The sequence below is a fragment of the Caballeronia ptereochthonis genome (assembly GCF_001545075.1).
In the GTDB taxonomy this organism is placed as follows: Bacteria; Pseudomonadota; Gammaproteobacteria; order Burkholderiales; family Burkholderiaceae; genus Caballeronia; species Caballeronia ptereochthonis.
Genome location: NZ_FCOB02000044.1, coordinates 1 through 22,195, shown reverse-complemented (window position 1 = coordinate 22,195; position 22,195 = coordinate 1). Strand labels below are relative to the sequence as shown.

The following is a 22,195-nucleotide window of genomic DNA, read 5'->3' as shown; positions in this document are numbered from 1 at the left end:
CAAAACGAAAGAGGAAGTCATGAGCAAGTCACGCAAAATCGGGCTCGCGGTCGCGCAAATGGGACCGGTGCATCTCGCGGACGACCGCAAGGCCGTCGTCAGGCGACTCGTCGAAATGCTGCACGAAGCGAAGGCGCGCAGCGCGAAGCTCGTCGTGTTTCCGGAGCTCGCGCTCACCACGTTCTTCCCGCGCTACTGGATGAGCGAGGAAGCCGCCGTCGAACGCTTCTTCGAGCGCTCGATGCCGAACCCCGACGTGCAGCCGCTCTTCGACGCCGCGCGCGAAGCGGGCATCGGCTTCTATCTCGGCTATGCGGAGCTGACCGCGAAGGGCGAATGCTTCAACACGTCGATCATCGTCGACGAGAGCGGCAGGATCGTCGCGAAGTATCGCAAGACGCATTTGCCGGGCCACGCGGATCACAAGCCGGATGCGCCCTTCCAGCATCTGGAGAAGAAGTTCTTCGCGGTCGGCAACTCGGGCTTCCCCGTTGTCGAGACGATGGGCGCGAAGCTCGGCATGTGCATCTGCAACGACCGCCGCTGGCCGGAAACCTGGCGCGCGATGTCGCTGCAAGGCGCGGAGCTAGGCGTGCTCGGCTACAACACGCCGTCGCTGAACATCCATTGGCCGGAGCCCGTGCATCTGCGCATGCACACGCATCTCGTCACGCTGCAGGCGAGCGCGTATCAGAACGCGATGTGGATCGCCGCCGCGGCAAAGTGCGGCCGTGAAGACGGCTTCCACATGATCGGCGGCTCGGTGATCGTCGCGCCTTCCGGCGAGATCGCCGCGCAGAGCGTGACCGAAGAGGACGAAGTGATCTTCGCGAACGTCGATCTCGCGCTCGGCGACACCTTCCGCGAGCACGTCTTCAACTTCGCGAAGCATCGCCGCCCGGAGCATTACGGGCTGATCGTCGAGAGAACCGGTGCGGGCGAGCCGCTGCCGCACGATCCCGACGCGCTCAACTAACGCGTCCACGAGGAGACCCACGATGAATCAACACCTTGAGCAGAGCGCCGCCGCCATGCGCGACGCGTCGGACCAGTCGATGTTCGGCAAGCCGCACGTACGCGCGCTGATCGCGTCCATCTCCGGCTACGCGATGGACGGCTTCGATCTGCTGATCCTCGGCTTCATGCTGAGCCTGATCTCGGCGGATCTCGGCCTCACGTCCGCGCAGGCCGGCTCGCTCGTGACATGGACGCTCGTCGGCGGTGTCGCGGGCGGCATCGTCTTCGGCATTCTGAGCGACTATCTCGGCCGCGTGCGCGTGCTGACCTACACGATCCTGCTGTTCGCCGTGTTCACCGGGCTGTGCGCGCTCGCGCAGGGCTATCACGACCTGCTCGCGTATCGCTTCATCGCGGGTCTCGGTCTCGGCGGCGAATTCGGCATCGGCATGGCGCTCGCCATCGAGGCGTGGCCCGCCGAGAAGCGCGGGCGCGTGTCGTCGTATGTCGGCATGGGCTGGCAGGTCGGCGTGCTGGTCGCCGCGCTCGTGACGCCGGTTCTGTTGCCGCACATCGGCTGGCGCGGCATGTTCCTGGTCGGCCTCGCGCCCGCCGTGCTCTCCTTCGTGATCCGCAAGGCGATCGGCGAATCGGAGATCTTCATCGAGAAGGCCGTGAGGAAGCGCCACGAGTTTCCGCTCAAGACGCTCTTTCGCGACAGGGAAACCACGCGCCGCAGCATCGGCATGATCATCATGTGCTCGGTGCAGAACTTCGGCTACTACGGCCTCATCATCTGGATGCCGGGCTATCTGACGAAGGCATTCGGCTTCACGCTCGCCAAGTCGGCCACGTGGACGGCCGCGTCGATCCTCGGCATGCTCGTCGGCATCTGGATCTTCGGGCAGCTCGCGGACAGGATCGGCAGAAAGCCCACGTTCGTGATGTATCAGCTGGGCGCGCTCGTGATGGTGTTCGTGTACTCGCGCATGACGACGCCCGAGGCGCTGCTCATCGGCGGCATGGTGGTCGGCATCTTCGTGAACGGGATGATGGGCGGCTACGGCGCACTCATGGCCGAGCTCTATCCGACGCATGCACGCGGCACCGCGCAGAACGTGCTGTGGAGCATCGGGCGCGCGGTCGGCGGCTTCGGGCCGCTCGCCATCGGCGCGGTCGCGAGTCATTACTCGTTCGGCATCGCGATCGCGGCGCTGGCGTGCATCTATCTCGTCGATGTCATCGCCACTGTCGCCCTGATCCCGGAGCTGAAAGGCGCGGAGCTCGAATAGAGCGAAAGCTCGTCGCGGCGCGCATCACGCGCGCGCCGCGCGTCCCTGACGGCGCGTTTCCAGCAGCGTGATCGCACGCTGCAGCACACGTTCCGCATTCCCCTTCAGGTCGATGAACCGGCAGCCCAGAACGATGCGGCGCTCGCCGGTCGGCGTGAGCATCTGGCGAGGCGCGACGATCTCGAGATCGACCGACACCGCGCCCAGTCCGCCCAGTTGCAGCGTCACGTCATTCCACACGCATCCCTGCGCGAGCGATTCGAAGCGCTTGTCCCGCGTGCGCAACGCCACGCCGCCGACCGAAAGGTCCTGCAGTTCCAGCCGGAACGCGACGCCTTCCTCATCGAGACCGCTGGCGACGAAAGGGTCGAACATCGGCGTGTCGACGCGGTAGAAATCGCGGCGCTGCACGTAATGGAGCAACGTGGGGAAAGGCGCTTCGAAGGCCGGACGACCTTCGAACGTAGTCGCGGCTGCGCGTTCCGTCACGAACTGGGTGCGAATGCCCGAAGGCTGGCTGCGGAACGTGAGGCTGTCGGCATGGACGAGCGCGCGGTTGTCGCGCTGCGTGCTGCCGAAATCGAAGAGAAAATGCGCGCGGCCCGAATCGACATCGAGCAGTTGGGTGACGAACTGCGTGCCGTCGAACTGGACTGTCAGGAAGTCGCCGCGCGCCAACAGGCTCCGCAGGCACAGCGCAATCTGCAGGGAATGCCGCTGAGCGTAGCGGTCGTCGATCTCCCACGCATTCGTCTTCGCGACGCTTTCGATGCTCAGGGAAGCTTCAGCAATTGTCATGATGTCGTTATCTTGCCGGGCGGCCTCCCGGCGTCTCGTGTCGTCATCTTATCAAATTGATAAGCAAATGGTAGAGTGACGAACATCACGGGACGACGAGCCCGAACCTGAGAGACGAGGCCGGCGCGCCCGGGAAAAAGCCGGGGCGCCGGCTAGCTGTTCGACTGGCCATCCGCTTCCGGACGACGCGGCACGGGCAGGAAATGCAGCGCCACCTTGAGCGTGTAGATCACGATGACAGTTCCGGCGAGATCGCCGACGAACATCGCGACGAATCTCGACGCAATGTTCTCCGTGTCGCCCTGCAGGTAGAACCAGATGTGATGCAGCAGCGGGCCGGCGATCGCATAGGCGACGGTGAGCATCATCAGCCTGCCCGCCGTCAGATTCGACAGCGACGCATTGAGCCCGTAGATCTCGCGCGCCAGACGATAGACCGCATAAGGCGCGGCCGTCGCGATAATGCCGCCGACAAACGATCTCACGGGATCGCTGGGAAAGAAATAAAAGAAGTCGACGATCCAGCTGGCGAGCAGCAGCCCGAGCGCGCCGTCCGCGCCGAGCAGCAGGGTGCTGAGCAGCCGGATGCCGGCCGGCAGATACACCCAGTTCACGCCCCGCACGAATTCGGAGTGAACGAAGACTTCCTGATTGACCCAGAGCGAAGCGATGAAGACGAGCGCCGTTCCGACGACGGAGCACAAGCGAAGCTGAAAGGAAGACATTGGCGTGGCGTGCCAGCTGAACGACGGCAGGACGCTCATATTACCGCAGCGCCCTGATGCCACGCTCGCACCACGCTTATCGCCGGGTCTTGCCGATGGTCGCGCTCGCGGCCGCATGCCCCTCGACTTGCGCGATGTCTCCGTACTTCGGCGAAGGAGCGAGATCGGCGGCAATGCGCTCCAGTTCGTCGAGCAGCGAGCGAAGCGCCACGCGCTGAACCGGCGCGATGGCGGGCGCATGCTGCAACGCCTCGATGCGCCCGCGCCAGTACGAAACCGGCCACGCCGCGCTTCGATGCCAGTGCCGCGAGCGGATCATCCGCGTGAGATGATCGATTTCCCGCTCGATGAAATGCGCCGTGATGTACGTGAAATCGCTTGGTTCAGCCACGCTCGTGCTCCCGCCATTCGCCGGGGGAAAGAAAAGCCGCCTTCGTCTTTCCCGCCCCTCGCCTTTTGACGCGATCCTATCACTTTCTTATCATCTTGATAAATACCGCGCGGCGTGCGATCACGGACCATTTTTCATGGATGATATGATTCGTCGTTCTCCCGGATGTCCCTTTCATGGCCAAAAAAAGCGTCTTCGATGCCTATTTTCGCTTCCTGAATCTGGCTCAGGCGGTCCAGGCATTGCCTTCGGTGCCGAAGCTCGACGCCGCCGAGGAACGGTTACTGGAGGCGCTCACGGCCTCTTGGCATGCGGGGCACACATTGACGGTCACGGAAACGATGGCGCTATCGGTGGCGGGCGCGCCTGCCACCGTTCATCGCAAGTTGACGAGCCTGAAGAAGCAAGGCCTCGTTTCCGTCGACGAGAGCAGCGACGACCTGCGCATCAAGACCGTGGTTCCGACGCGCAAGGCGCTGGAATATTTCGAAAAGCTGGCGGCGTGCCTCGAAGAGGCGAAGAAGCGCTGAGTATTCCGCGTCGGGTGCTTATCGCATCTCCTGCAACGCACTCTCCGGGGTCGCGGATCATGCCGTCGTCGGCGATCTGTTCGATGTCGTGCCGGAGCTCACCAGGCTGATCTGATCGACTCGTGCGTTGCGTGCGCGCCGTCGCGGGTCGACTCGCGAGGGCGCTTTTTTTGCTTTAGCGCATGTCCGCGCGCATTTCCCTCACGCCACGCCCCAGCTTGCGACGCAACAGCGTCCGCAACGTAGCCGAATCGGCGTAGCCGACTTCGCTCGCGATCGTCTCCAGATCGCAGCCTGCCGAAACGAGATGCTGCACGCGCTCGATGCGCAGGTCCTGAAAGAACGCCAGCGGCGACTTGCCCAGCACCGCCTCCGTGCGACGCTGCAGCGTGCGCGGCCCGACCGACAATGCGCTCGCCGCATCCTGGAGCGAGAACCCGAGCGAGAGATTGTCGCGCGCCCATCGCTCGAATCGCGCGATCAGCGGATCGGCGTGAGCCAGATAATCCGGGACGATGTACTGGGCCTGCGACGAACGCTTGTCGATGAGCAGAAAGCGCGCGACGAGCGTCGCCAGTTCGGGACTCGCCTGACGCACGAGCCAGAGCGCGAGATCGAGATGGCCCATCGCAGCCCCGGCCGTCACGACACGCCGCGATGCGACGACCATGCGTGAATCGTCCAGATCGACCGCCGGATAGCGTTGACGGAAAGCCGGCGCGAGCGACCAGGTCGTGGTCGCCTTGCCGTCGTCCAGCAGTCCGGCTTCGGCCAGCACGAAGGTGCCGGTACACGCCGCCGCGATGCCGATGCCCGCGGCGTGCCAGCCGCGCAGGCAGCCGATCGCTTCGCGCACGTCGCGGCGCCCGAGCGCTTCGATCAAGGGCTCCGGCTGCTTGGCATTGAGCGCGGGCACGACCACCCAGTTCGGCTGACGAGCGGCGTCGACCGGCTCGACCGGCGCGGAAAAGCCCAGAGCCGTGCGGATGCGCCGCCGCACGCCGACGAGGTTCACGTCGAAGGGCGGGGAGGCGAAGCCCTGGGCCGCCGCCAGCTCGTTCGCCGTGGCGAAGGTGTCCAGCAGCGCCGTCAGGCCGGTGTCGAAAACGCCATCGAGTGCGAAGATCGATAGTCGCATGTCGTAAATGATACTAATAATGTCATTTGCGACTATAGCCCGCACTGCGCGCAACGTCTAGACTGCGAAGCAATCCGGCTGCTCCCTTTCGCGGCCGCAGGTCGAATACGATCGAGGCACGCGCTCATGAAACTCACGGCGGAACTTCATTTCCTCACGCTCGTCGCCGCCGCGACGACCCTGATGTGGATTCCGTATACGCTCGCGAGAATCGTGCGGTGGGGATTGCCGGCGGCGCTGGCCAATCCCGATCACGCGAAGCGGCCCGATCCCGTCTGGGCCCGGCGGGCGCGGCTCGCGCATGCGAACGCCATCGAGAACCTCGCGGTTTTCGCGCCGCTGGTTCTGATCGCAGCCATGATCGGGACGAGCACGCCGGCAACCGTCCTCGCGGCCAAGGTCTATCTGGTCGCGAGGCTCGTTCATTACGGCGTCTATTCCGCCGGCATTCCGGTCGTCCGAACGCTCGCGTTCATCGTCGGCTTCGGCGCGACGCTCGTGTTTGCCGTCACCCTTCTCGGTCATGTCGCCTAGCTGCACGTCTGCCCGAGAACGATCGATCTCAACCCTATCCGCGAGAGCACGCACATGAACCCTACTCCGCAATCCATTCTCGACACGATCGGAAACACCTCGCTGCTGACCCTGCGCCATGTCGTTCCGTCAAACGGCGCCAGAATCCTCCTGAAACTGGAAAGCCAGAATCCGACCGGAAGCATGAAGGACCGCATCGCGCTCGCGATGATCGAGGCGCCCGAACGCGACGGACGGCTGAAGCCCGGCGGCGCCGTCGTCGAATACACGGGCGGCAGCACGGGCGTGTCGCTGGCGCTCGTTTGCGCGGTCAAGCAGCATCCGCTGCATCTCGTGAGCTCGGATGCCTTCTCGAAGGAGAAGCTCGATCACATGCGTCTGCTCGGCGCGAAGCTCACGCTCATCCCGAGCGACAACGGCAAGCAGACCGAGAAGCTCACGCGCGACATGATCCGCGAGGCGCATCGCATCGCGGAGTGTACCGGCGCGTACATCACGGCGCAGATGGAGAACACGGATCAACTTCAGGCCTATACGAAAATGGCCGAAGAAATCCGGGAGCAGGCGGGCGGCCGCATCGACGGCTTCGTGCAAAGCGTCGGCACGGCCGCGTCGCTGCGAGGCATCTCCGCAACGCTGCGCAAGCACGACGAACGCGTACGCATCGTCGGCGTCGAACCGGCGGAGTCGGCGGTACTGTCTGGCGGGCCGAGCGGCGCGCACAAGATCGACGGAATCGGCGCGGGCTATGTCGTGCCGCTCTGGCATGACCGGATCGCCGATGAAATCGAGCGCGTATCGACGAACGAGGCCAAGGCGACGGCGTTTCGCCTCGCGGCCGAAGAAGGTCTCTTCTGCGGAACGTCGACCGGCGCGAACGTTACCGCGGCGCTGCGCCTGGCCGAGCGCCTCGGGCCGAAGGCGACGGTCGTCACCATCATGTGCGACACGGGCATGAAGTATCTGAAGACGTTCTCGCAAAGCCTGGATGCGTGATCATCGACGGCACGCTCGCCCGCTAACCCAGAATGGGATGAGACTTGCCCGGAATCGGCCAGCCGCGATTGTCGGTCGGCACGAGCTGAGTCTGGAACGCGACGAACAGCGCCTGGAACTTGCCGTCCACTTCCACCATGACCGCGCCGTCCTGAAAGACGCCGTTCTCGTTCGAGTGGTCCTTCACCTTGCTGCCCTTGGCCGGCTTCGGATTCCCCTGGTTCATGTGCGTTTCGTGCAAGCCGTCCATCGCCGGCTGGAAGAGGAAGCCGAAGCCGTACACGGTCACGTCCTTCGTCGGCTTCCATCCGCGGCGCTCGTCGCTATAGCCGGGCGTCGGATAGACATAGTCGACGCCATCGCCGGACATGTCGAGCTGCAGCATCTCGTTGAGCAGCGCGTTGATATCGTTGTGCTCGCTTTTGGTGTCGATCGGGATCGGGCGCATCGCGCTCAGGTCGACGAGACGGTTGTCGTGCACATAGTCGAGCTTCGGGAAACCCGACGTGGAGACGCCGGCCGCGAGCTTGCCGAGATCGGCGGTCATCGGGTGCTCGAAATACTGGTTCCATGCATACAGCACGAGATAGCCCGCGGGGCCGGTCAGCGAGCTGTCCGACTTCACATTGGTGACGATGCGAAACTCCTTGCCGTTCTCGTCTTCGCTGACGATCACGTAATGAGGGTCACCTTTGTAACCTGCGAGAAAGGGAACGCCTAGCCTCACCTGTCCCTTGAAGAGGACGTATTCGTTGCTTGCCATGACGACTGCTCCTGAGGTGGATCGCTCGTTGGATGCGTATCGTGCGACGGTGTTCCGGTCGATTCCGCGTCGATGCCGGCACTGAGGCCGATGCCCGATTCCGCGTGACGCGCAAGCAGGGCGAGCAACTCCGGCTTCAGGCCATCACCGCGCCGTGCTGCGAGAGTGTGAAACGAGAGAAGCGGCAACATGGCTGGACTCCGTTCGATGTGAACCTGTCGGCTCGGCATCGTCAGGTTATTGCCGGAGTCCGGCAGTCGCGCTCCGTTTCTTGCTGTTCAATTGCCGGCAGATTGCAGGCCGCTACGATGCGGTCTCACGGATGCGGCCGAACACACGCCGCGGCAAATGCGGCGCGTTCTGCGCGATGTGGTCCAGTTCGTCGCGCACGACATCGATGTCGCGCATGTCGTGCATGTAGCGATCGCCGGCGTGGATCGCTTCGAGCCGACGTCGAACGGCGCCGTACTGAGCACCCGCTCTGCGATGCAGCTCGGCGCGCTCGCTGTAGCGCAGGAAGGTCTGCAACGAGGCGAGCACGGCGGCGCCGATGCTCGTCAGGCCGATGACCACCCGCAATTGCGGCGACACGGCAGTCGCCACGAGCGAAAGAAATGCCGACGTGCCCGTCGCCGTCGTGATGGCGATGACGGCCAGTCCGAGCCGTCTGCCATAGGCGGTCAGACGGTCCGCCATCGCGTAGTGGCGAATCTGCGATTCGCGGGCGCGTCTTATCCAGTTGAGCACCAGCGCGCGCGCATCCCTCGGCGGTTCATATGCACCGCTGATCTCTTGCGGCTGCTGTAACGAAGCTGTCATGTTCGAAGCACTGTATGAATGAACTGCAGTGTAGCGCCCGATTGCGGACAAAACGTGTCTCGATTGCCCGCGCGACCTCGCGCAATCCGCTCCCCAACAAAATTCACCTTCGGTACACTATTCGCCACTGACAGGGACCCACCCTGCGAACGGTCGCATAGAAAAAAATATATCGGGAGCGAACTTGAGGAAACGAGCCACTGTCATCTGTCGAAGAGGCAAGCGGATTCTGCTGGTCGCGAGACGCGAGTCGAAATGGGCGCTGCCCGGCGGAATCCTCAAGCGCGGCGAGGACTTGCCGGAGGCCGCGCTTCGCGAGCTCAAGGAGGAGACGCGGCTCTCGGGCAAGTCGGCGAAATACCTGTTCAACTATCGCGGCACGCAGAAGCACCATCATGTGTTTTTCTGCGATGTGTCGAAACGCGCGAAAGCTCGCGCGAACAATGAGATCGCCCGCTGCCGCTGGGTTCACGTCGACGAGATTCCCCGGCTGACGACCAGTTCGCCGACGAAAGTCATCATGAAGATTCTCGGCGACAAGCGTAACGGCACGCGAGGAAAGTGACGACGGCGAAGCGCGGCCGCGAAACGATCGCGGCTCGCGCGGCTTTCTGTCATAAAAGGCTCATAGCATGGCCACTCTGCCAAAGAGGCAAAGAAGGCCATCGACATTCGAGCATATCTGTCACCGACCCTCGTTCTGCCCGCGCTCGACTGGGACGGAGGCAGGACGCGCAGCGACTTCCTCGGGTTCGCGATCAGGCGGGCGCCCGGTTTCTGGTCGGCTGACGGCAAGCATCGCGCGACGGAAAGCTGGTTGCCCAACCGCCTGACATTCGACGGCCCCGTCGAGGCAGGGCAACCCGACGCGCCCTCAAGCGTGGCCTCGATTCAGAAGTTCATGTGGTGGGACGCGCGCATCGACGAGCCCGACCGCGAGACGTCGTTCAGCTACACCGCGTGGCCCGTCGTGGGCAGTGCGAGCGCGCCGCAATTGCTGGAGGCGCAGCGTACGCAACTGGCGATCACCCTGCCCGCGCATATCGAGGACGGCATCGGCACGTGGTTCAATCGCGCGGTCGTGAGTTCGCAGGCCTTCACGCGAAAAGTCGCGGCAATGGGCCTCGACCCGAAGAAGGCGCCGCTCGCCGGCAAGGCGCTCGTGCTGCGCCGCTGGCTCGCCAACGACATCGAGCAAAGCTTCCCGACCGTATTCCAGGGAGCCTCGCCCGCCGCGTCCGCGATCTACCATCTCGCGGACAAGCTGTGGGCGATTCCGGCGCTCGAAGACTTCGCGAAGACGCATGACGCGCACTCGACGGCCGGCTGGAGCGATTCGATCAGGATCGGCAGCGCCTTGCTGCGCGCTTCGTTTTCGCCGGAGCCGAACGATCGACGCACGCAGATCGACACGATCGTCGATGCGGTCGGCCAAGCGGAGCACTCGGTGCTCTTCTGCCTCTTCTCTCCGACGGACAAGCCGTTGCGCGACGCATGCTTCGCCGCCGGCGACAAGGGACTGATGATGTTCGGCCTCGACAACGCGATCTCGCAGCACGCCGCCGAATCTGGCGAGAAAAAGCAGAAGGATGGCGAGAAGCTGAACGCGACCGAACTCGCGAGCATCGAGCTTTATCACCGCAGCCGGCAGAACCGCCATGTCGTCGACGGGAAGTGTTTCTCCCGCGCAACGGTGCCCGAAGGCTTCGACGTGGAAATGCAGCTTTTTCCCGGCGAGACGCGTCCTCCGTATCCACCCGTCATCATCCATCACAAGTTTCTCGTGATCGACGCGGAAGGGGCGAATCCCGTCGTATACACGGGCTCGGCGAACATGAGCAACAACTCCGAGCACGACAACGACGAGAATCTTCTTGAGATCCGCGACAGGCGAATCGCGGCCATTTACCTCGCCGAATTTCTCCGGCTCTACGAGCACCATCGGGCTCGCGCGCTCGCTATCGAAGTTGCCGTGCGCCGGAAGAGCAAACCGGAGCTGAAGCTCCAGCCGGACAGGCACTGGGCGGACAAGTATTACGTGGAAGGCAGCCCGGAATCCAAAGCGCGTGTCGCGCTCGCGAAAAAGCCGTCCGCGTGACTATCCCGCACGATGCACGGCCGTTCAACTCGCGACTGGCGAAACGCCGTTTCTCGACGCAGAAGTTGAATGTGCATGACCCGCTCTCTACGATTCGCTGCATCAAGTCCCGCATGGGCGAATCACCGGAGAGACCGAGCATGATCGTTCACGACGGCATCGACGCACTCGACCTGTCCGCGCTCATCCGCGCGGGCGATTCGGTCGTTTGCGGTCAGGGCGTCGCGGAGCCCGTCGCGCTGACCCGCGCGCTCATCGGGCAGCGCGGGAAAATCGGTCCGATCGACGTGTTCATCGGCCCGACCTACGGCGACACGTTCGGGCCTTCGCACGGCGATTTCATCGCGTTCAAAAGCTATTGCGGCACGGCGCGCAACGCGCTTCTTCACGCCGCGAGGATCCTCGACCCGATTCCCGCTCACTACTCGGACCTAGGCCGTCTGTTCGCTCGCGGCGTGCTTCGCTGCGAGGTCGCGCTCATGACGCTCGGCCCACCCGATGAACACGGACGCTTCAATCTCGGCCTGGTCAACGATTACATCGTCGATGCGGCGCGAAAGGCGCGCGTCGTGATAGCCGAGGTCAGCGATCGCTGGCCGTGGGTTCATGGCGCCGAACTGCCGGCCGACATTCATCCGCACGTCATCGTCCGCAGCTCTCGCGAGCCGGTCCAGATGCCGCGCGTGGAACCCGGCCGCGCCAGCGAAGAGGAACGCGTGATCGCGAGCCGCGTCGCATCGCTGATACCGGATGGCGCGACGCTCGAACTCGGCATCGGCACCCTGCCCGATCTGGTGCTCGACGCCTTGCGCGATCATCGCGATCTCGGCATTCATTCCGGCGTGCTAGGCGATGGCGTCGCGCGCCTGATGGAACTCGGCATCGTCAACAATGCGCGCAAGCCCATGTTTCGAGGGACGAGCGTGGCCGGCCTTCTCATGGGCAGCCGGCGCCTGCTCGATTTCGCGCACAGGAACGAGGCCGTCCTCCTGGCCGGGCCGAAACTGACGCACGACATCGGCATGCTGCGCGCGCTGCGCAATTTCTTCGCGATCAATGGCGCGATCGAAATCGACCTGAGCGGTCAAGTGAACGCCGAAAGCGTGCACGGAAGATACATCGGCGCCGTGGGCGGCCAAGTCGACTTCGTGCGCGGCGCGAACGGCTGTGCCGAAGGCCGCTCGATCATGCTGCTGCAATCGACGGCGAGGAACGGCACGGCAAGCCGCATCGTGCCCCGGCTCGCGGATGCGACCGTGACCACCGCGCGCAGCGATGTCGATGTCGTCGTCACCGAGCACGGCGTGGCGGAGCTGCGCGGCAAGAGCCTGCGCGAGCGCGCGGCGGCGCTGGCCGCGATCGCGCATCCGGATTTTCGCGAGCAACTGATGCGCACCGGACGCGATGGCGCTGCCCTTCAGGCGGCCTGACACCCATTTGTTGACCGCCATTTCGCGCGCTGGTAGTTTCCAGACCGAACAACCACTAGAGATTCAATCTGGAGACGCCATGGACACGATCGATGGGCTGAGCGCGCACGCCCTGGTAAGGCGCATCGACCTCTTCACGCTGAAGCTCTTTCTTTCCACGGTCGAAGAAGGCCAGATCGGCCGCGCCGCCGTGCGCGAGCACATCGTCGCGTCGGCGGCCACGAAGCGCATTCAGGATCTGGAAGAGCTTGCGGGCCTCAAGCTGCTCGAGCGCAATCCCAAGGGCGTCGTGCCGAGCGCCGCCGGCGAAGTGCTGGCGTCACACATCCGCATGATGCTGACCAATCTCGACGACATGCGCCGCGAGATCGGCGAGATCAAGCAGGGCGTTCGCGGACGCGTCAGCATCAGCGCACCGCGTCTTCTGATCACCGGATTTCTCGGGCATGAGATGGGCGAATTCACGAAGCGGTTTCCGCTCGTGAAGCTCGAGTTGCAGGAAGACACCAATGCGAACGCAATACGCGCCCTCGCGTCGGGAGACGTCGATCTCGCGCTCTTTCTCGCGAACAACGTGCAGCCGGATACGATCGATGTCATCCGATACCGCGCGGACCGGCTTGTGGCCGTCCTTCCCAGGCATCATCGCCTGGCCGGCTACGAGGCGCTCACGCTGGAGCTGCTGCTCGAACCCGACTTCATCGCGCACAGCACGACCGCCATCACGGGCATCGAGCGCGCCGCGCTCGGCGTGGGCCGCGAGTTGCACGTCGCGTATCGCGTGCGGACCGTCGAGTCGGCGTGCAGTCTCGTGCTGGCCGGGCTGGGCGTCACGGTGCGGCCCGAGAGCATGCGTTCGCTCGGCGACGAGGCTCGACTCGCGAAGGTTCCGCTCACCGGCGACTGGGCGCAATTGAGTCATTGCATCGGCACGCTGCGCGGACGCGCGCCGACGGCGGCCGCGCAGGCGCTGATCGACCAGTTGACGAAGAGCGGCGCGGCCGCGCGCTGAGCGCAGCCACGCGAGAAATCACCATCCCCCGAACGACAGACCGCCGTTTGCGCTGATCGTCTGCCCCGTGACCTGCGCGGCTTCCTCCGACGCGAGAAAGACCGCGACCCGCGCGACTTCCTCGGCGGTCGGCGGACGTCCTGCCGGGAATCGGTCGTTCAGCCTGGTAAAGAGGCGCTGCTGGAAATTCTCCTGCGAGAAGATCCGATCCCACGAAGGCGTATCGGATGTCAGCGTCAGCGCCACGCTGTTCACGCGAATCTTCCAGCGCGCGAACTCCTTCGCCAGCGCCTTGGTGAGCAGGATGACGCTCGCGCCGACCGCACCCATGATCGATTCGCCCGGCGTCGGGTGACGCCCCGCATCGGTGCCCAGCATGACGATCGCGCCGCCGCGCTCCTTCAGATAGGGCACCGCCGCATGCACCGGAAAGAGCCGGGCGAACAAACGCGATTCGAACGCCTCGACGATCTGATCGCCGGACATCTCGGCAAAGGGCCGTGGGCTCACCGCACCTTGTGCGCCCGCGCTGACGACGATATCGATGCCGCCCGCCGCGCTCGCGGCCGCTTCCGCGACATGCGCCGCCGCAGCGTAGTCCGCGCAATCGCCGAGAACATGGCTCACGCGATCCGAGATCGCCCGCAAGCCCGCCACCGCCTTTTCCGCCGATTCCTTCGTGCGGCTGTTGATGACGACCGTCGCGCCGTTCGCCGCCAGTTTCTCCGCGACGCGCAGGCCGATGCCGCCCGACGCGCCCGTGATCAACGCCACCTTGTTGTCAAAGTCCGCATACCGCATATCCTTGCTCTCCATGCTCGTCAGTCGAAACGTCGAGTCGATCGTAGGATCACCACGCGTGGCGCTCAACTGACGAGTGGTGAAGCCGCGCTTCCCGGATCGTGAAGCCGTGCGGACACCGTGCGCTTCTCGAATCGCGAAGCACCGGTTCGTCACAGGGAAATTGAATTCGCCGCACCGCGCGCTTACCTTGAGCCGAGCTACGAGGACCAGGGAACGGAGATGTTCGAGCGCGTGTTTTCGCCGATCAGGATCGGTGCAATCGAAATACCCAATCGCATCGTCAGAACGGCGCACGCGACCGCATACTCACGCAGCTACATCAACGACGCGCTGATTGCCTACCATCTCGAGCGCGCCAAGGGAGGCGCGGGCCTTTCGATCATCGAGGGCGCGTCGGTGCATGCGTCGTCGACGTTCGCGCTGAGCGTGCGCGACGACGACGCCATTCCTCACATGAAGCGCCTCGCGCGGACGACCGCGCCGACTGGCATGAAGCTGTTCCAGCAGCTCTGGCACGGCGGTTATACCGATCCTGCCGCGGATGGCGGCCTGCCGTGGGCGCCGTCGGCAATGCCGGGCCGATATTCCATCGCGCCGCCAATTCCGATGACGACCGACCAGATCGGCGAGCTCGTCGACGCCTATGCGAAGGCGGCGGCGCGCGTCGAGGAGTCGGGCATGGACGGCGTGGAGATTCTCGCGGGCAATGGCTACCTGTTCTCGCAGTTCTTTTCGCCGGTGCTCAACCAGCGGACCGACGCATACGGCGGCTCGTTCGAGAACCGCATCCGCATGCTGCTCGAGACCTTGCGCGCGATTCGCGCCGCGACTTCGTCGGGCTTCGGGCTCGGCATCCGGATCGGCGACAGCTCGGATCAGCGCATCCTTCCGGCGGAAGACGCCAATGCAATCGCGTTGCGTGCGCAAGACGAAGGACTGATCGACTTCGTGAACATCACGCACGGCGACTACTACTTTCATGTCGATCGTTACGCGGGCATGGATCAGCCGGTCGGCTATCAGCTGCCCTTTGCCGCGCGCATCGCCGAGGGCATCACCGTGCCGCGCATCGTCGTGGGCCGCTATGCCACACTCGACGACGCCGAGCAGACGCTGAGGGCCGGTCACGCCGATATGGTCAACATCGTGCGCGGCATGATCGCCGATCCGATGCTCGTCGTGAAGACGCGCGAGGGTCGCGGCACCGAAGTGCGGCCGTGCATCGGATGCAATCAGGGCTGCATCGGCGGCGTGTTCAGCGGCCGGATGGGGTGCGCGGTGAATCCGACGGTCGGTCATGAGGAAACGATGTCGGAAAGCCTCATCGTCAGGACCGCGACTCCGCGCAAGGTGCTCGTGGTCGGCGGCGGCGTCGCGGGCATGGAGGCGGCGCGCGTCGCCCTGCTCGCGGGGCATGCGGTCACGCTGGTCGAAGCTTCGCCGGATCTCGGCGGGCTTCTGAACGTCGCGCGGCACATGCCGAAGCTTCACGCCATCGGAGACATCGCCATCTGGCTGGCGAACGAAATCTACAGGCTCGGCGCCGATGTCAGGCTCGCCACTTACATGGAGGCGGAGGACGTGCTCGCCGAAGCGGCGGACGTGGTGATCGTCGCAACGGGATCGCAGCCCGCCGACGCGCGCGCGATCACGCAGACCGCAGACCCGGCATCGCAGGTCAGGATCGCGGACGATGCGAACGTGCTCGACTCGTACGATCTGGTCATGAGCCACGCGAAGGACTACGGCAGCACCGCGCTCGTGCTCGACGATGTGGGCCATTACGAAGCAATCGGCTGCTGCGAAGCGTTGCTCGACAAGGGACTGGGCGTGACCTACGTGACGCGTCACCTGATGTTCGCGCCCGCGATGGAGGCGACCGGGCGCACGCAAGCTGCGCTGCAACGTTTCTACAAGGCCGGCGGATTCCGCATCGTCACGCAGTCCGAGCTGGTCTCGATCGACAAGGGACGCGCGGAAATCAGGCCGATATTCGGCACGGCCACGGAGACGGTTCAGGCCGACACCGTGGTCGTGGTCGGATACCGGCAATCGCAGAACGCACTCTGGCAGGCGTTGCGCGGACGCGTCGCGCAGCTTCACCTCGTCGGCGATGCGCTTTCCGCGCGCGACATACAACCGGCGATACGCGAAGGTCATTTCGCCGCGCGTTCGATCACGTGACGAAAGGGCCCGCCCCGGGGGCAGCGCCTGCGTCTCGGACGCTCGATACATCGCGCCGCGATGATTCGAGGCGATCGGCGTCTCGTTCGTGAGTCGGCCGTTTCGGTTACCCTGAGACTTTTTTGCGTTTCAGGCGCATGCCTGACGGCTTCCTTTCGAACGCTCATGAATACGCCTCAAGAAGACTACGCGCTCAATCTCGACCTCATGACCGCCGACGAAGTCTCGTCGGAGCTGCCTCAATCCGTGCACGCGAACGTGAACGGCACGGACATCGCCGTGTTCCGCGTGCCCGACGACGCCTCAGAAACCGCCGCGTGCAGCGCGCGCTACGGCATCGATCTCGACGACTGCGCGAACACGATCGTCGTGCGCTACAGGAAGGACGGCGGCGAACAGTACGCCGCGATCGTCACGCTCGCCTCGCGTCGGCTCGACGTGAACGGCGCGGTCAAGCGCGAACTCGGCGCGAAGCGGATCTCGTTCGCGTCGCGCGAAGTGGCGACGGAGCTGTCCGGCATGGAGTACGGCGGCATCACCGCGTTCGGCGTGCCCGATTCGTGGAACGTGCTGGTCGAGGCCGCGGTGATGGAACGCGAGCGCATCGTGATGGGCGCGGGCGTTCGCGAGGCGAAGCTGCTGCTCGCGCCGCAACGCCTGCTGGCTCTGCCGAACGTGACGGTCGCGACGCTCGCGACCTGAGCGCGGGCCGTCAGCGCCGCCGGCGAGCCGGCTTCGCGGGAACGTCCCGCCCGCGCATTCAATATCGGGTACACCGGCGTATCGAAGCGGTAATCCGCACCGATCGTGTTGAGCGTCGCGCCGGTGGTCGCGTCCATCACCACCATCGACCATTGGGAATTCGCGCTGGCGTAGCGCGGCTTCTTCATGACCTGCTCGATGGGATCCTGCGACGAACCGCCGCCGCAGCCCGCCACGAACAGACTCGACACGATCAACAACGGGACGGCCCGTTTTCGCGCGCGCATGGGTTCCCGTCCACCGTCCTGCAGGAAGTTCCAGATAGGATGCGGACGACAGGAATACAAAGCGGCGACGCGAGGTGATCTTCCGCGTTCACTGCCGATGGCGAGTCCATCGGACCGGATAAGCGATCAAGCCATTCGCCGATGCTACCGATCGTCCGACAGAAGCGTTTCGAGCGGCACGGCATGTTTGACGAACGGCGTGCGGATGACGATATAGCTGAAGTACTTTTCGATGCCGATGTTCCGGTCGACGAGCTTTTCGATGACTTCCTGATAGTGCCCGATGTCCTTGACGAGAAACTTGAGCAGATAGTCGTAGCCGCCGCTCACGAGATGACATTCGGTGATCTCGTCGAAGTCGCGAAGATTCGCTTCGAAGCGCACGAAGTCTTCGCGCCGGTGATCGTGCAGCATGATCTCGGTGAAGACCGTGACCGTGCTCGTCAGCCTGGCGAGGTTGAGATGGGCGCCGTAGCCCGAAATGATGCCTGCCGCCTCGAGACGCTTTACGCGCTGCAGACAGGGGCTGGCCGACAGCCCGACGACGCTCGCGAGGTTCGCGTTGGTCATGTTGCCGTTCTTCTGCAGCTCGGCAAGGATCTTGATGTCGATGCGGTCCAGCTTCTGTCGATTGCTCATATCGTGCGTGGTCGATTCGGCTGCGACGTCGATCGGAAACAATCGGAAGTCACCGCGCTATCCATTAGCCAATTCATCGTGATGCGCCTTGACCAGTTGCGCCATGCTCGTGAACTTGAAATCGACGGACGGTTCCGTGAGCGTCTTCACGGTCGCGCCGAAGCCGCGCTGCTCGAATCGCCGGTAAATCCAGCAGGAGCGCAGCCCGACCTCCGCCGCGGGCTGAAGATCATGATAATTGCTGTCGGCGATGTGAAGCGACTCTTCCTTCTTTACGCCGAGAGAAGAGAGCACGTCGAACAGGTATTCGAAGTTGCGGCGCGACGGCTTGTACGAGCCGACGTCCTCCGCCGTGACGATGGCGTCGAACTCGACATCCAGCTTCCGGTTGCTCACCTCGAAGCTCTCGTTGTCCACGTTGGAGACGATGACGAGCTTGAAATACTTCTTCAGGTACTGAAGCGTGCTCGCGGAATCGGGAAACGCGGGCCAGTCGCCTACGGATTGTCCGTAGGCGAGCGCTTCCTCCCAGGTGTAAGCCAGGCCCCACTCTTCGGCCAGCCGTTTGTAGACGACCTGCAGAAGCCGGTTGTACGGCATGTCGGGCGTGAGCACCTGTTGATGCGACTCGTGCCGGGCGTGCGCTTCGAGAATGCGGTCGCGCGAGAGCGGCTCGGGAAGACGCGCCGCCAGCTTCGAGAGACCCGCGGCGATTCCCGCTTCCCAGTCGATCAACGTGCCGTAACAATCGAACGTCAGTGCCTTGAACTCGGTCAACCGCACACCTTCCTCCTCGTGACTCGGCCATCCCCGGCGCCGCTTGCGTCTGGCTCAGTTCTTCGCCAGCGCTTCCTGATGCGCCTTAGCGAAATCCGCCATGCTGTTGAAGCGGAAATCGATCTTCGGTTGCGCGCCCGGATCCATCGTCGCGCCGAAACCGGGTTGCGAGTGACGGCGATAGATCCAGCACGACGCCAGGCCGAATTCGTTGGCGGGCTTGTGATCGTGGAACAGGCTCTCGGCGGTATGCAGGATCTTTTCCTTGCGGATGCCGCGGTCGCTCATCTTCTGGATCATATATTCGAAATTGCGCGGCGATGGCTTGTACGAGCCGACGTCTTCCGCCGTGATGATCGCATCGAACTCGACCTGCAGCTTCGCGTTGCTGTATGTGAAGCTCTCGTTGTCGACGTTCGACAGGATGACCAGCTTGTAATGCTTCTTGAGATACTGCAGCGCGTTCGCCGAATCCTCGAACGCGGGCCAGTTGCGAATGGACCGGCCATACGCGACGCATTCCTCGTGCGTATGGGAGACGCCCCATTCCTCGGCGAGACGCTTGTACACGATGGGCAGCAGTTCCTGATAACGCCTGGCCGGCGTGTACTTCTGCTGCGACGACTCGTGCCGGGCATGCGCCTCCAGCACCTGGTCGCGTGTCAGCGAGGGTTTGACGCGCTCCAGCAGCGGGCGCAGCCCTTCGAAGATGCCGGTTTCCCAGTCGATCAACGTGCCGTAGCAGTCAAAGGTCAGTGTGTCGAAGTCGGTCAGTTCCACAGTCGTTCCTGTCGATATCGGATCATGGAGATCTCAGTGTAGTGAGGCGCCCCGGCATTCAGAACCGATGTTCATGTCCGCATCGGCAGCGTGTGCGGTTTGAGCCGCTCGCGACAGCAGATTCTGCCGGGCGCGCTCAACGGCCGGCACCCGCGAACGCATCGCCCTCGCGCTCCAGCCACGAGCAGAAAAGCAGGATGAGGTCGTCCGCGGACTTCGCATCCGCAACGTACGTGCAATAGCTTCGTGACGGCAGGCGCGGCCAGTCGAACGGCGCGACGAGCCGGCCGGCCGCGAGATCGTCCGATACGAGCGCGGTCGGTCCCATCGCGATGCCCATGCCGTCGACGGCGGCCTGCAAAGTCAGATAGAAGTGGTCGAAGGTCAGGACCGCGGCCGGGCGCAGCAACGGCATGCCTGCTTTCGCCAGCCAGTCCGGCCACACGCGCGGCAGGCTCGACGTGTGGAGCAGCGTATGCCGCTCCAGGTCTTCGGGCGTGCGCAACGGCAGGCGTTGCAACAGCGCGGGACTGCAGACCGGGAGCCGCTCCTCGGACAGGAAAGGCCGCATCGAGTAGCCATAGAACGTGTCCGGTCCGCCCCGTATCACGATGTCGTAGCTGTCCTTCAGCGCCTCCACCGGCTCGTTGGACGTCTCCACCCTGACCTCGACGTCGGGATGTTCGGTGCGGAAATGCTCCAGTCGCGGCACGAGCCAGCGCAGTACGAATGTCGCGGGTGCGTTGACGGTGAGCGGACGGAACACGGCCTCGGACAAGCCATAGCGCGCGGTTGCCTGCGAGAGCTGCTCAAACAGCGGGCCGACCTCCGCGAGATAGGTTTTCGCCGCGGGCGTCAGCACGACGCGCCGGTTATGCCGCTCGAACAACGGTGCGCCGAGCCACTCCTCGAGCACGCGCACCTGCTGGCTCACCGCGCCGTGCGTCACGTGCAGTTCCGCGGCGGCCTCCTTGAAGCTGCCGAGCCGCCCGGCGGCTTCGAAGGCGCGCAGCGCATTGAGCGGCGGAAAGGTGCGGTTCATTCGGAAGAGATTTTCTAACGTGACATCCTAAGATAAGTGGTTTGTCGCCGCATTACAAGATAGATATTCTTCTTAATACGATATCTGCAATCTTCATCTACAAGAACACGCATGCTCAGTTATACCGGCGGTGTCGTCCTCCTTGCAGCCCTTCTGCATGCCAGCTGGAACGCGATGCTGCACGGCAATCGCGACCGCTTCCTCTCGATGACCTGGATGAGCATCGCCATCGGCGCGGTCTCGACGGTCGCCGTGGTCTTCCTGCCCTTGCCGGCCGCCGCGGCGTGGCCGTACATCGTCGCGTCGGGGGTCGTGCATATCGTCTACAACGTGAGCCTCGTGCGCTCATATCGGCGAGGCGACCTGGCGCAGGCCTATCCGATCGCGCGCGGCTCGTCGCCGCTGCTCGTCACGCTCGGCGCGGCGCTGTTCGCGCATGAGGCGATCGGCGCATTGCACGCGTTCGGCATCGTGATGATTTCGGGCGGCATCATGGCGCTCGCGCTGCAAGGACGGCACGTGTCGCGCGCGGGCGCGCTCGCCGCGCTGACGACGGGTGTGACGATCGCGGTCTATACCGTGATCGATGGCATCGGCGTGCGCCTGTCCAACGGTCAGGCGTTCGCCTATACGGCGTGGATGTTTCTCCTCTACTGGACGATGCCGGTGATCTTCGTCGCCAGACGCGGCGCCGATGCGCTCTGGAAACCGGTGCTGACGGCGCCGGTGTCCGTCGGTTCATCGATCGCGGGCGGCCTCGTGTCGATCGCGGCATATGGCATCGTCATCTGGGCGATGCAGTCGGGCGCAATGGGCGCGGTTTCCGCCTTGCGCGAGACCAGCGTGGTGTTCGCGGCGCTGATCGGACGGACGTTTCTGCGTGAAACGGTCAATGCGAGGCGCTGGATCGCGTGCGTGGTCGTCGCGGCCGGCGCGGTCTGTCTGGGGCTTTGAGGCGCCTGTTCGACGCGCTTTCGACGATATTGCGGACACCGTGAAGAACGTGGCGCCCGTGCCGGCTTGCGTGATCGTGCCGTGCGGTCGACGAGGTCATACGCGGAAAGCGCAAGCTGATTGCCCGCGATCATACCGGCGTTCGTCAGCGTGGCGCCCGTGGACACCCTGCTCATGCCATTCGCGGCGAAGGCACCGCTATTGAAGGGCGTTTGCACCAATGGAACGCGGAAACCTCGACGCGTAAATCGTCCTAACCAAAACTTGGCCACACGGGTCCTTGGCCCCACAGATCTTCGTGTTACCTCACTCGAAGACCTGCTTCTTTTGCGCCGCCACGCGGGGGACTTTTTTCATTTGGACGGCGCGCCCTGTTTCTTCGCTGAGCATAGTTTTTAAGATTTTTCGGTCTTTGTTTGTCGATTAGGAACGCTGACAATCATTGTTTTTCTGCGCTGCGTGCTGCCCGCCTGTCACGACCGCAGGCCGACTTATAAGAACATGAATTCCGGCACCTTCAAACTCGTTTTTAGTCGCATCCAC

The 22,195-nt window shown here is 63.9% G+C and carries 22 protein-coding genes and 1 pseudogene; 12 read left to right on the top strand and 11 right to left on the bottom strand.

Annotation, left to right across the window (positions count from 1 at the left end):
- Window positions 1–19: 19 nt before the first annotated feature.
- Both AWB83_RS31755 and AWB83_RS31750 read left to right on the top strand, forming a co-directional pair.
- Entirely contained in the window at window positions 20–976 is a 957-nt protein-coding gene (locus AWB83_RS31755; protein ID WP_087049589.1) for an N-carbamoyl-D-amino-acid hydrolase, read from the top strand.
- Window positions 977–998: 22 nt separating this feature from the next.
- Window positions 999–2,249, top strand: coding sequence for an MFS transporter (locus AWB83_RS31750; RefSeq protein ID WP_087049588.1), 1,251 nt, complete (start codon window positions 999–1,001; stop codon window positions 2,247–2,249).
- A gap of 24 nt (window positions 2,250–2,273) precedes the next feature.
- On the opposite strand, the gene AWB83_RS31745 is transcribed toward AWB83_RS31750, so the two are convergent.
- From AWB83_RS31745 to AWB83_RS31735, 3 genes are all read right to left on the bottom strand, one after another.
- Window positions 2,274–3,047, bottom strand: a complete 774-nt coding sequence (locus AWB83_RS31745) for a flagellar brake protein (RefSeq protein WP_087049587.1) — start codon at window positions 3,045–3,047, stop codon at window positions 2,274–2,276.
- A gap of 152 nt (window positions 3,048–3,199) precedes the next feature.
- Window positions 3,200–3,772, bottom strand: a complete 573-nt coding sequence (locus AWB83_RS31740) for a hypothetical protein (RefSeq protein WP_087049625.1) — start codon at window positions 3,770–3,772, stop codon at window positions 3,200–3,202.
- 76 nt (window positions 3,773–3,848) lie between these two features.
- Window positions 3,849–4,163 carry a hypothetical protein gene (locus AWB83_RS31735; RefSeq protein ID WP_087049586.1) on the bottom strand — a complete coding sequence of 105 codons (315 nt, stop codon included), beginning with the start codon at window positions 4,161–4,163 and terminating at the stop codon, window positions 3,849–3,851.
- Between the two features lie 176 nt (window positions 4,164–4,339).
- On the opposite strand from AWB83_RS31735, the gene AWB83_RS31730 reads away from it, so the two are divergent.
- Complete coding sequence (locus tag AWB83_RS31730) at window positions 4,340–4,693, top strand: MarR family winged helix-turn-helix transcriptional regulator (RefSeq protein WP_087049585.1); 354 nt, start codon at window positions 4,340–4,342, stop codon at window positions 4,691–4,693.
- Between the two features lie 175 nt (window positions 4,694–4,868).
- Here AWB83_RS31730 and AWB83_RS31725 read toward each other — a convergent pair whose 3' ends face one another.
- Window positions 4,869–5,831, bottom strand: a complete 963-nt coding sequence (locus tag AWB83_RS31725) for a GlxA family transcriptional regulator (RefSeq protein ID WP_087049584.1) — start codon at window positions 5,829–5,831, stop codon at window positions 4,869–4,871.
- A 126-nt stretch (window positions 5,832–5,957) separates the two neighbouring features.
- Between AWB83_RS31725 and AWB83_RS31720 the strand changes: the two genes are divergently transcribed.
- Entirely contained in the window at window positions 5,958–6,365 is a 408-nt protein-coding gene (locus AWB83_RS31720; RefSeq protein ID WP_087049583.1) for an MAPEG family protein, read from the top strand.
- 54 nt (window positions 6,366–6,419) lie between these two features.
- Complete coding sequence (locus tag AWB83_RS31715) at window positions 6,420–7,361, top strand: PLP-dependent cysteine synthase family protein (protein WP_087049582.1); 942 nt, start codon at window positions 6,420–6,422, stop codon at window positions 7,359–7,361.
- Window positions 7,362–7,383: 22 nt separating this feature from the next.
- On the opposite strand, the gene AWB83_RS31710 is transcribed toward AWB83_RS31715, so the two are convergent.
- Both AWB83_RS31710 and AWB83_RS31700 read right to left on the bottom strand, forming a co-directional pair.
- A complete protein-coding gene (locus tag AWB83_RS31710; RefSeq protein WP_087049581.1) occupies window positions 7,384–8,124 on the bottom strand; it encodes a DUF2278 family protein in 741 nt (246 codons plus the stop codon).
- 303 nt (window positions 8,125–8,427) lie between these two features.
- On the bottom strand, window positions 8,428–8,943 hold the full coding sequence (locus AWB83_RS31700; RefSeq protein WP_087049579.1) for an SLATT domain-containing protein: 516 nt from the start codon (window positions 8,941–8,943) through the stop codon (window positions 8,428–8,430).
- A 184-nt stretch (window positions 8,944–9,127) separates the two neighbouring features.
- On the opposite strand from AWB83_RS31700, the gene AWB83_RS31695 reads away from it, so the two are divergent.
- From AWB83_RS31695 to AWB83_RS31680, 4 genes and pseudogenes are all read left to right on the top strand, one after another.
- Window positions 9,128–9,508, top strand: coding sequence for an NUDIX hydrolase (locus tag AWB83_RS31695; RefSeq protein ID WP_087049578.1), 381 nt, complete (start codon window positions 9,128–9,130; stop codon window positions 9,506–9,508).
- A 318-nt stretch (window positions 9,509–9,826) separates the two neighbouring features.
- Window positions 9,827–11,041, top strand: a pseudogene (locus AWB83_RS31690) (phospholipase D-like domain-containing protein); the annotation flags it as partial.
- Window positions 11,042–11,181: 140 nt separating this feature from the next.
- On the top strand, window positions 11,182–12,471 hold the full coding sequence (locus tag AWB83_RS31685) for an acetyl-CoA hydrolase/transferase family protein (protein WP_087049576.1): 1,290 nt from the start codon (window positions 11,182–11,184) through the stop codon (window positions 12,469–12,471).
- Between the two features lie 79 nt (window positions 12,472–12,550).
- Window positions 12,551–13,483: a LysR family transcriptional regulator gene (locus AWB83_RS31680; protein ID WP_244197953.1), complete on the top strand. Its 933-nt coding sequence runs from the start codon at window positions 12,551–12,553 to the stop codon at window positions 13,481–13,483.
- Between the two features lie 18 nt (window positions 13,484–13,501).
- Here the strand turns inward: AWB83_RS31680 and AWB83_RS31675 are convergent, their stop codons facing one another.
- On the bottom strand, window positions 13,502–14,299 hold the full coding sequence (locus AWB83_RS31675) for an SDR family NAD(P)-dependent oxidoreductase (protein ID WP_208636829.1): 798 nt from the start codon (window positions 14,297–14,299) through the stop codon (window positions 13,502–13,504).
- 207 nt (window positions 14,300–14,506) lie between these two features.
- On the opposite strand from AWB83_RS31675, the gene AWB83_RS31670 reads away from it, so the two are divergent.
- Window positions 14,507–16,471 carry an oxidoreductase gene (locus AWB83_RS31670; RefSeq protein WP_087049622.1) on the top strand — a complete coding sequence of 655 codons (1,965 nt, stop codon included), beginning with the start codon at window positions 14,507–14,509 and terminating at the stop codon, window positions 16,469–16,471.
- Window positions 16,472–16,636: 165 nt separating this feature from the next.
- Window positions 16,637–17,173, top strand: coding sequence for a YbaK/EbsC family protein (locus tag AWB83_RS31665; RefSeq protein ID WP_087049575.1), 537 nt, complete (start codon window positions 16,637–16,639; stop codon window positions 17,171–17,173).
- Window positions 17,174–17,604: 431 nt separating this feature from the next.
- Here AWB83_RS31665 and AWB83_RS31660 read toward each other — a convergent pair whose 3' ends face one another.
- From AWB83_RS31660 to gcvA, 4 genes are all read right to left on the bottom strand, one after another.
- Window positions 17,605–18,099 carry an Lrp/AsnC family transcriptional regulator gene (locus tag AWB83_RS31660; RefSeq protein WP_087049621.1) on the bottom strand — a complete coding sequence of 165 codons (495 nt, stop codon included), beginning with the start codon at window positions 18,097–18,099 and terminating at the stop codon, window positions 17,605–17,607.
- A 57-nt stretch (window positions 18,100–18,156) separates the two neighbouring features.
- Window positions 18,157–18,882 (bottom strand): haloacid dehalogenase type II, encoded by a 726-nt coding sequence (locus tag AWB83_RS31655; RefSeq protein WP_087049574.1) that lies wholly within the window; start codon window positions 18,880–18,882, stop codon window positions 18,157–18,159.
- 48 nt (window positions 18,883–18,930) lie between these two features.
- Window positions 18,931–19,656 carry a haloacid dehalogenase type II gene (locus tag AWB83_RS31650; protein ID WP_087049573.1) on the bottom strand — a complete coding sequence of 242 codons (726 nt, stop codon included), beginning with the start codon at window positions 19,654–19,656 and terminating at the stop codon, window positions 18,931–18,933.
- Between the two features lie 136 nt (window positions 19,657–19,792).
- The gene (gcvA, locus tag AWB83_RS31645) at window positions 19,793–20,698 is read right to left on the bottom strand and encodes a transcriptional regulator GcvA (RefSeq protein WP_087049572.1); all 906 of its coding nucleotides are present in this window, start codon (window positions 20,696–20,698) and stop codon (window positions 19,793–19,795) included.
- A gap of 111 nt (window positions 20,699–20,809) precedes the next feature.
- On the opposite strand from gcvA, the gene AWB83_RS31640 reads away from it, so the two are divergent.
- Entirely contained in the window at window positions 20,810–21,652 is an 843-nt protein-coding gene (locus AWB83_RS31640) for an EamA family transporter (RefSeq protein WP_087049571.1), read from the top strand.
- The last annotated feature ends 543 nt before the right edge of the window (window positions 21,653–22,195 follow it).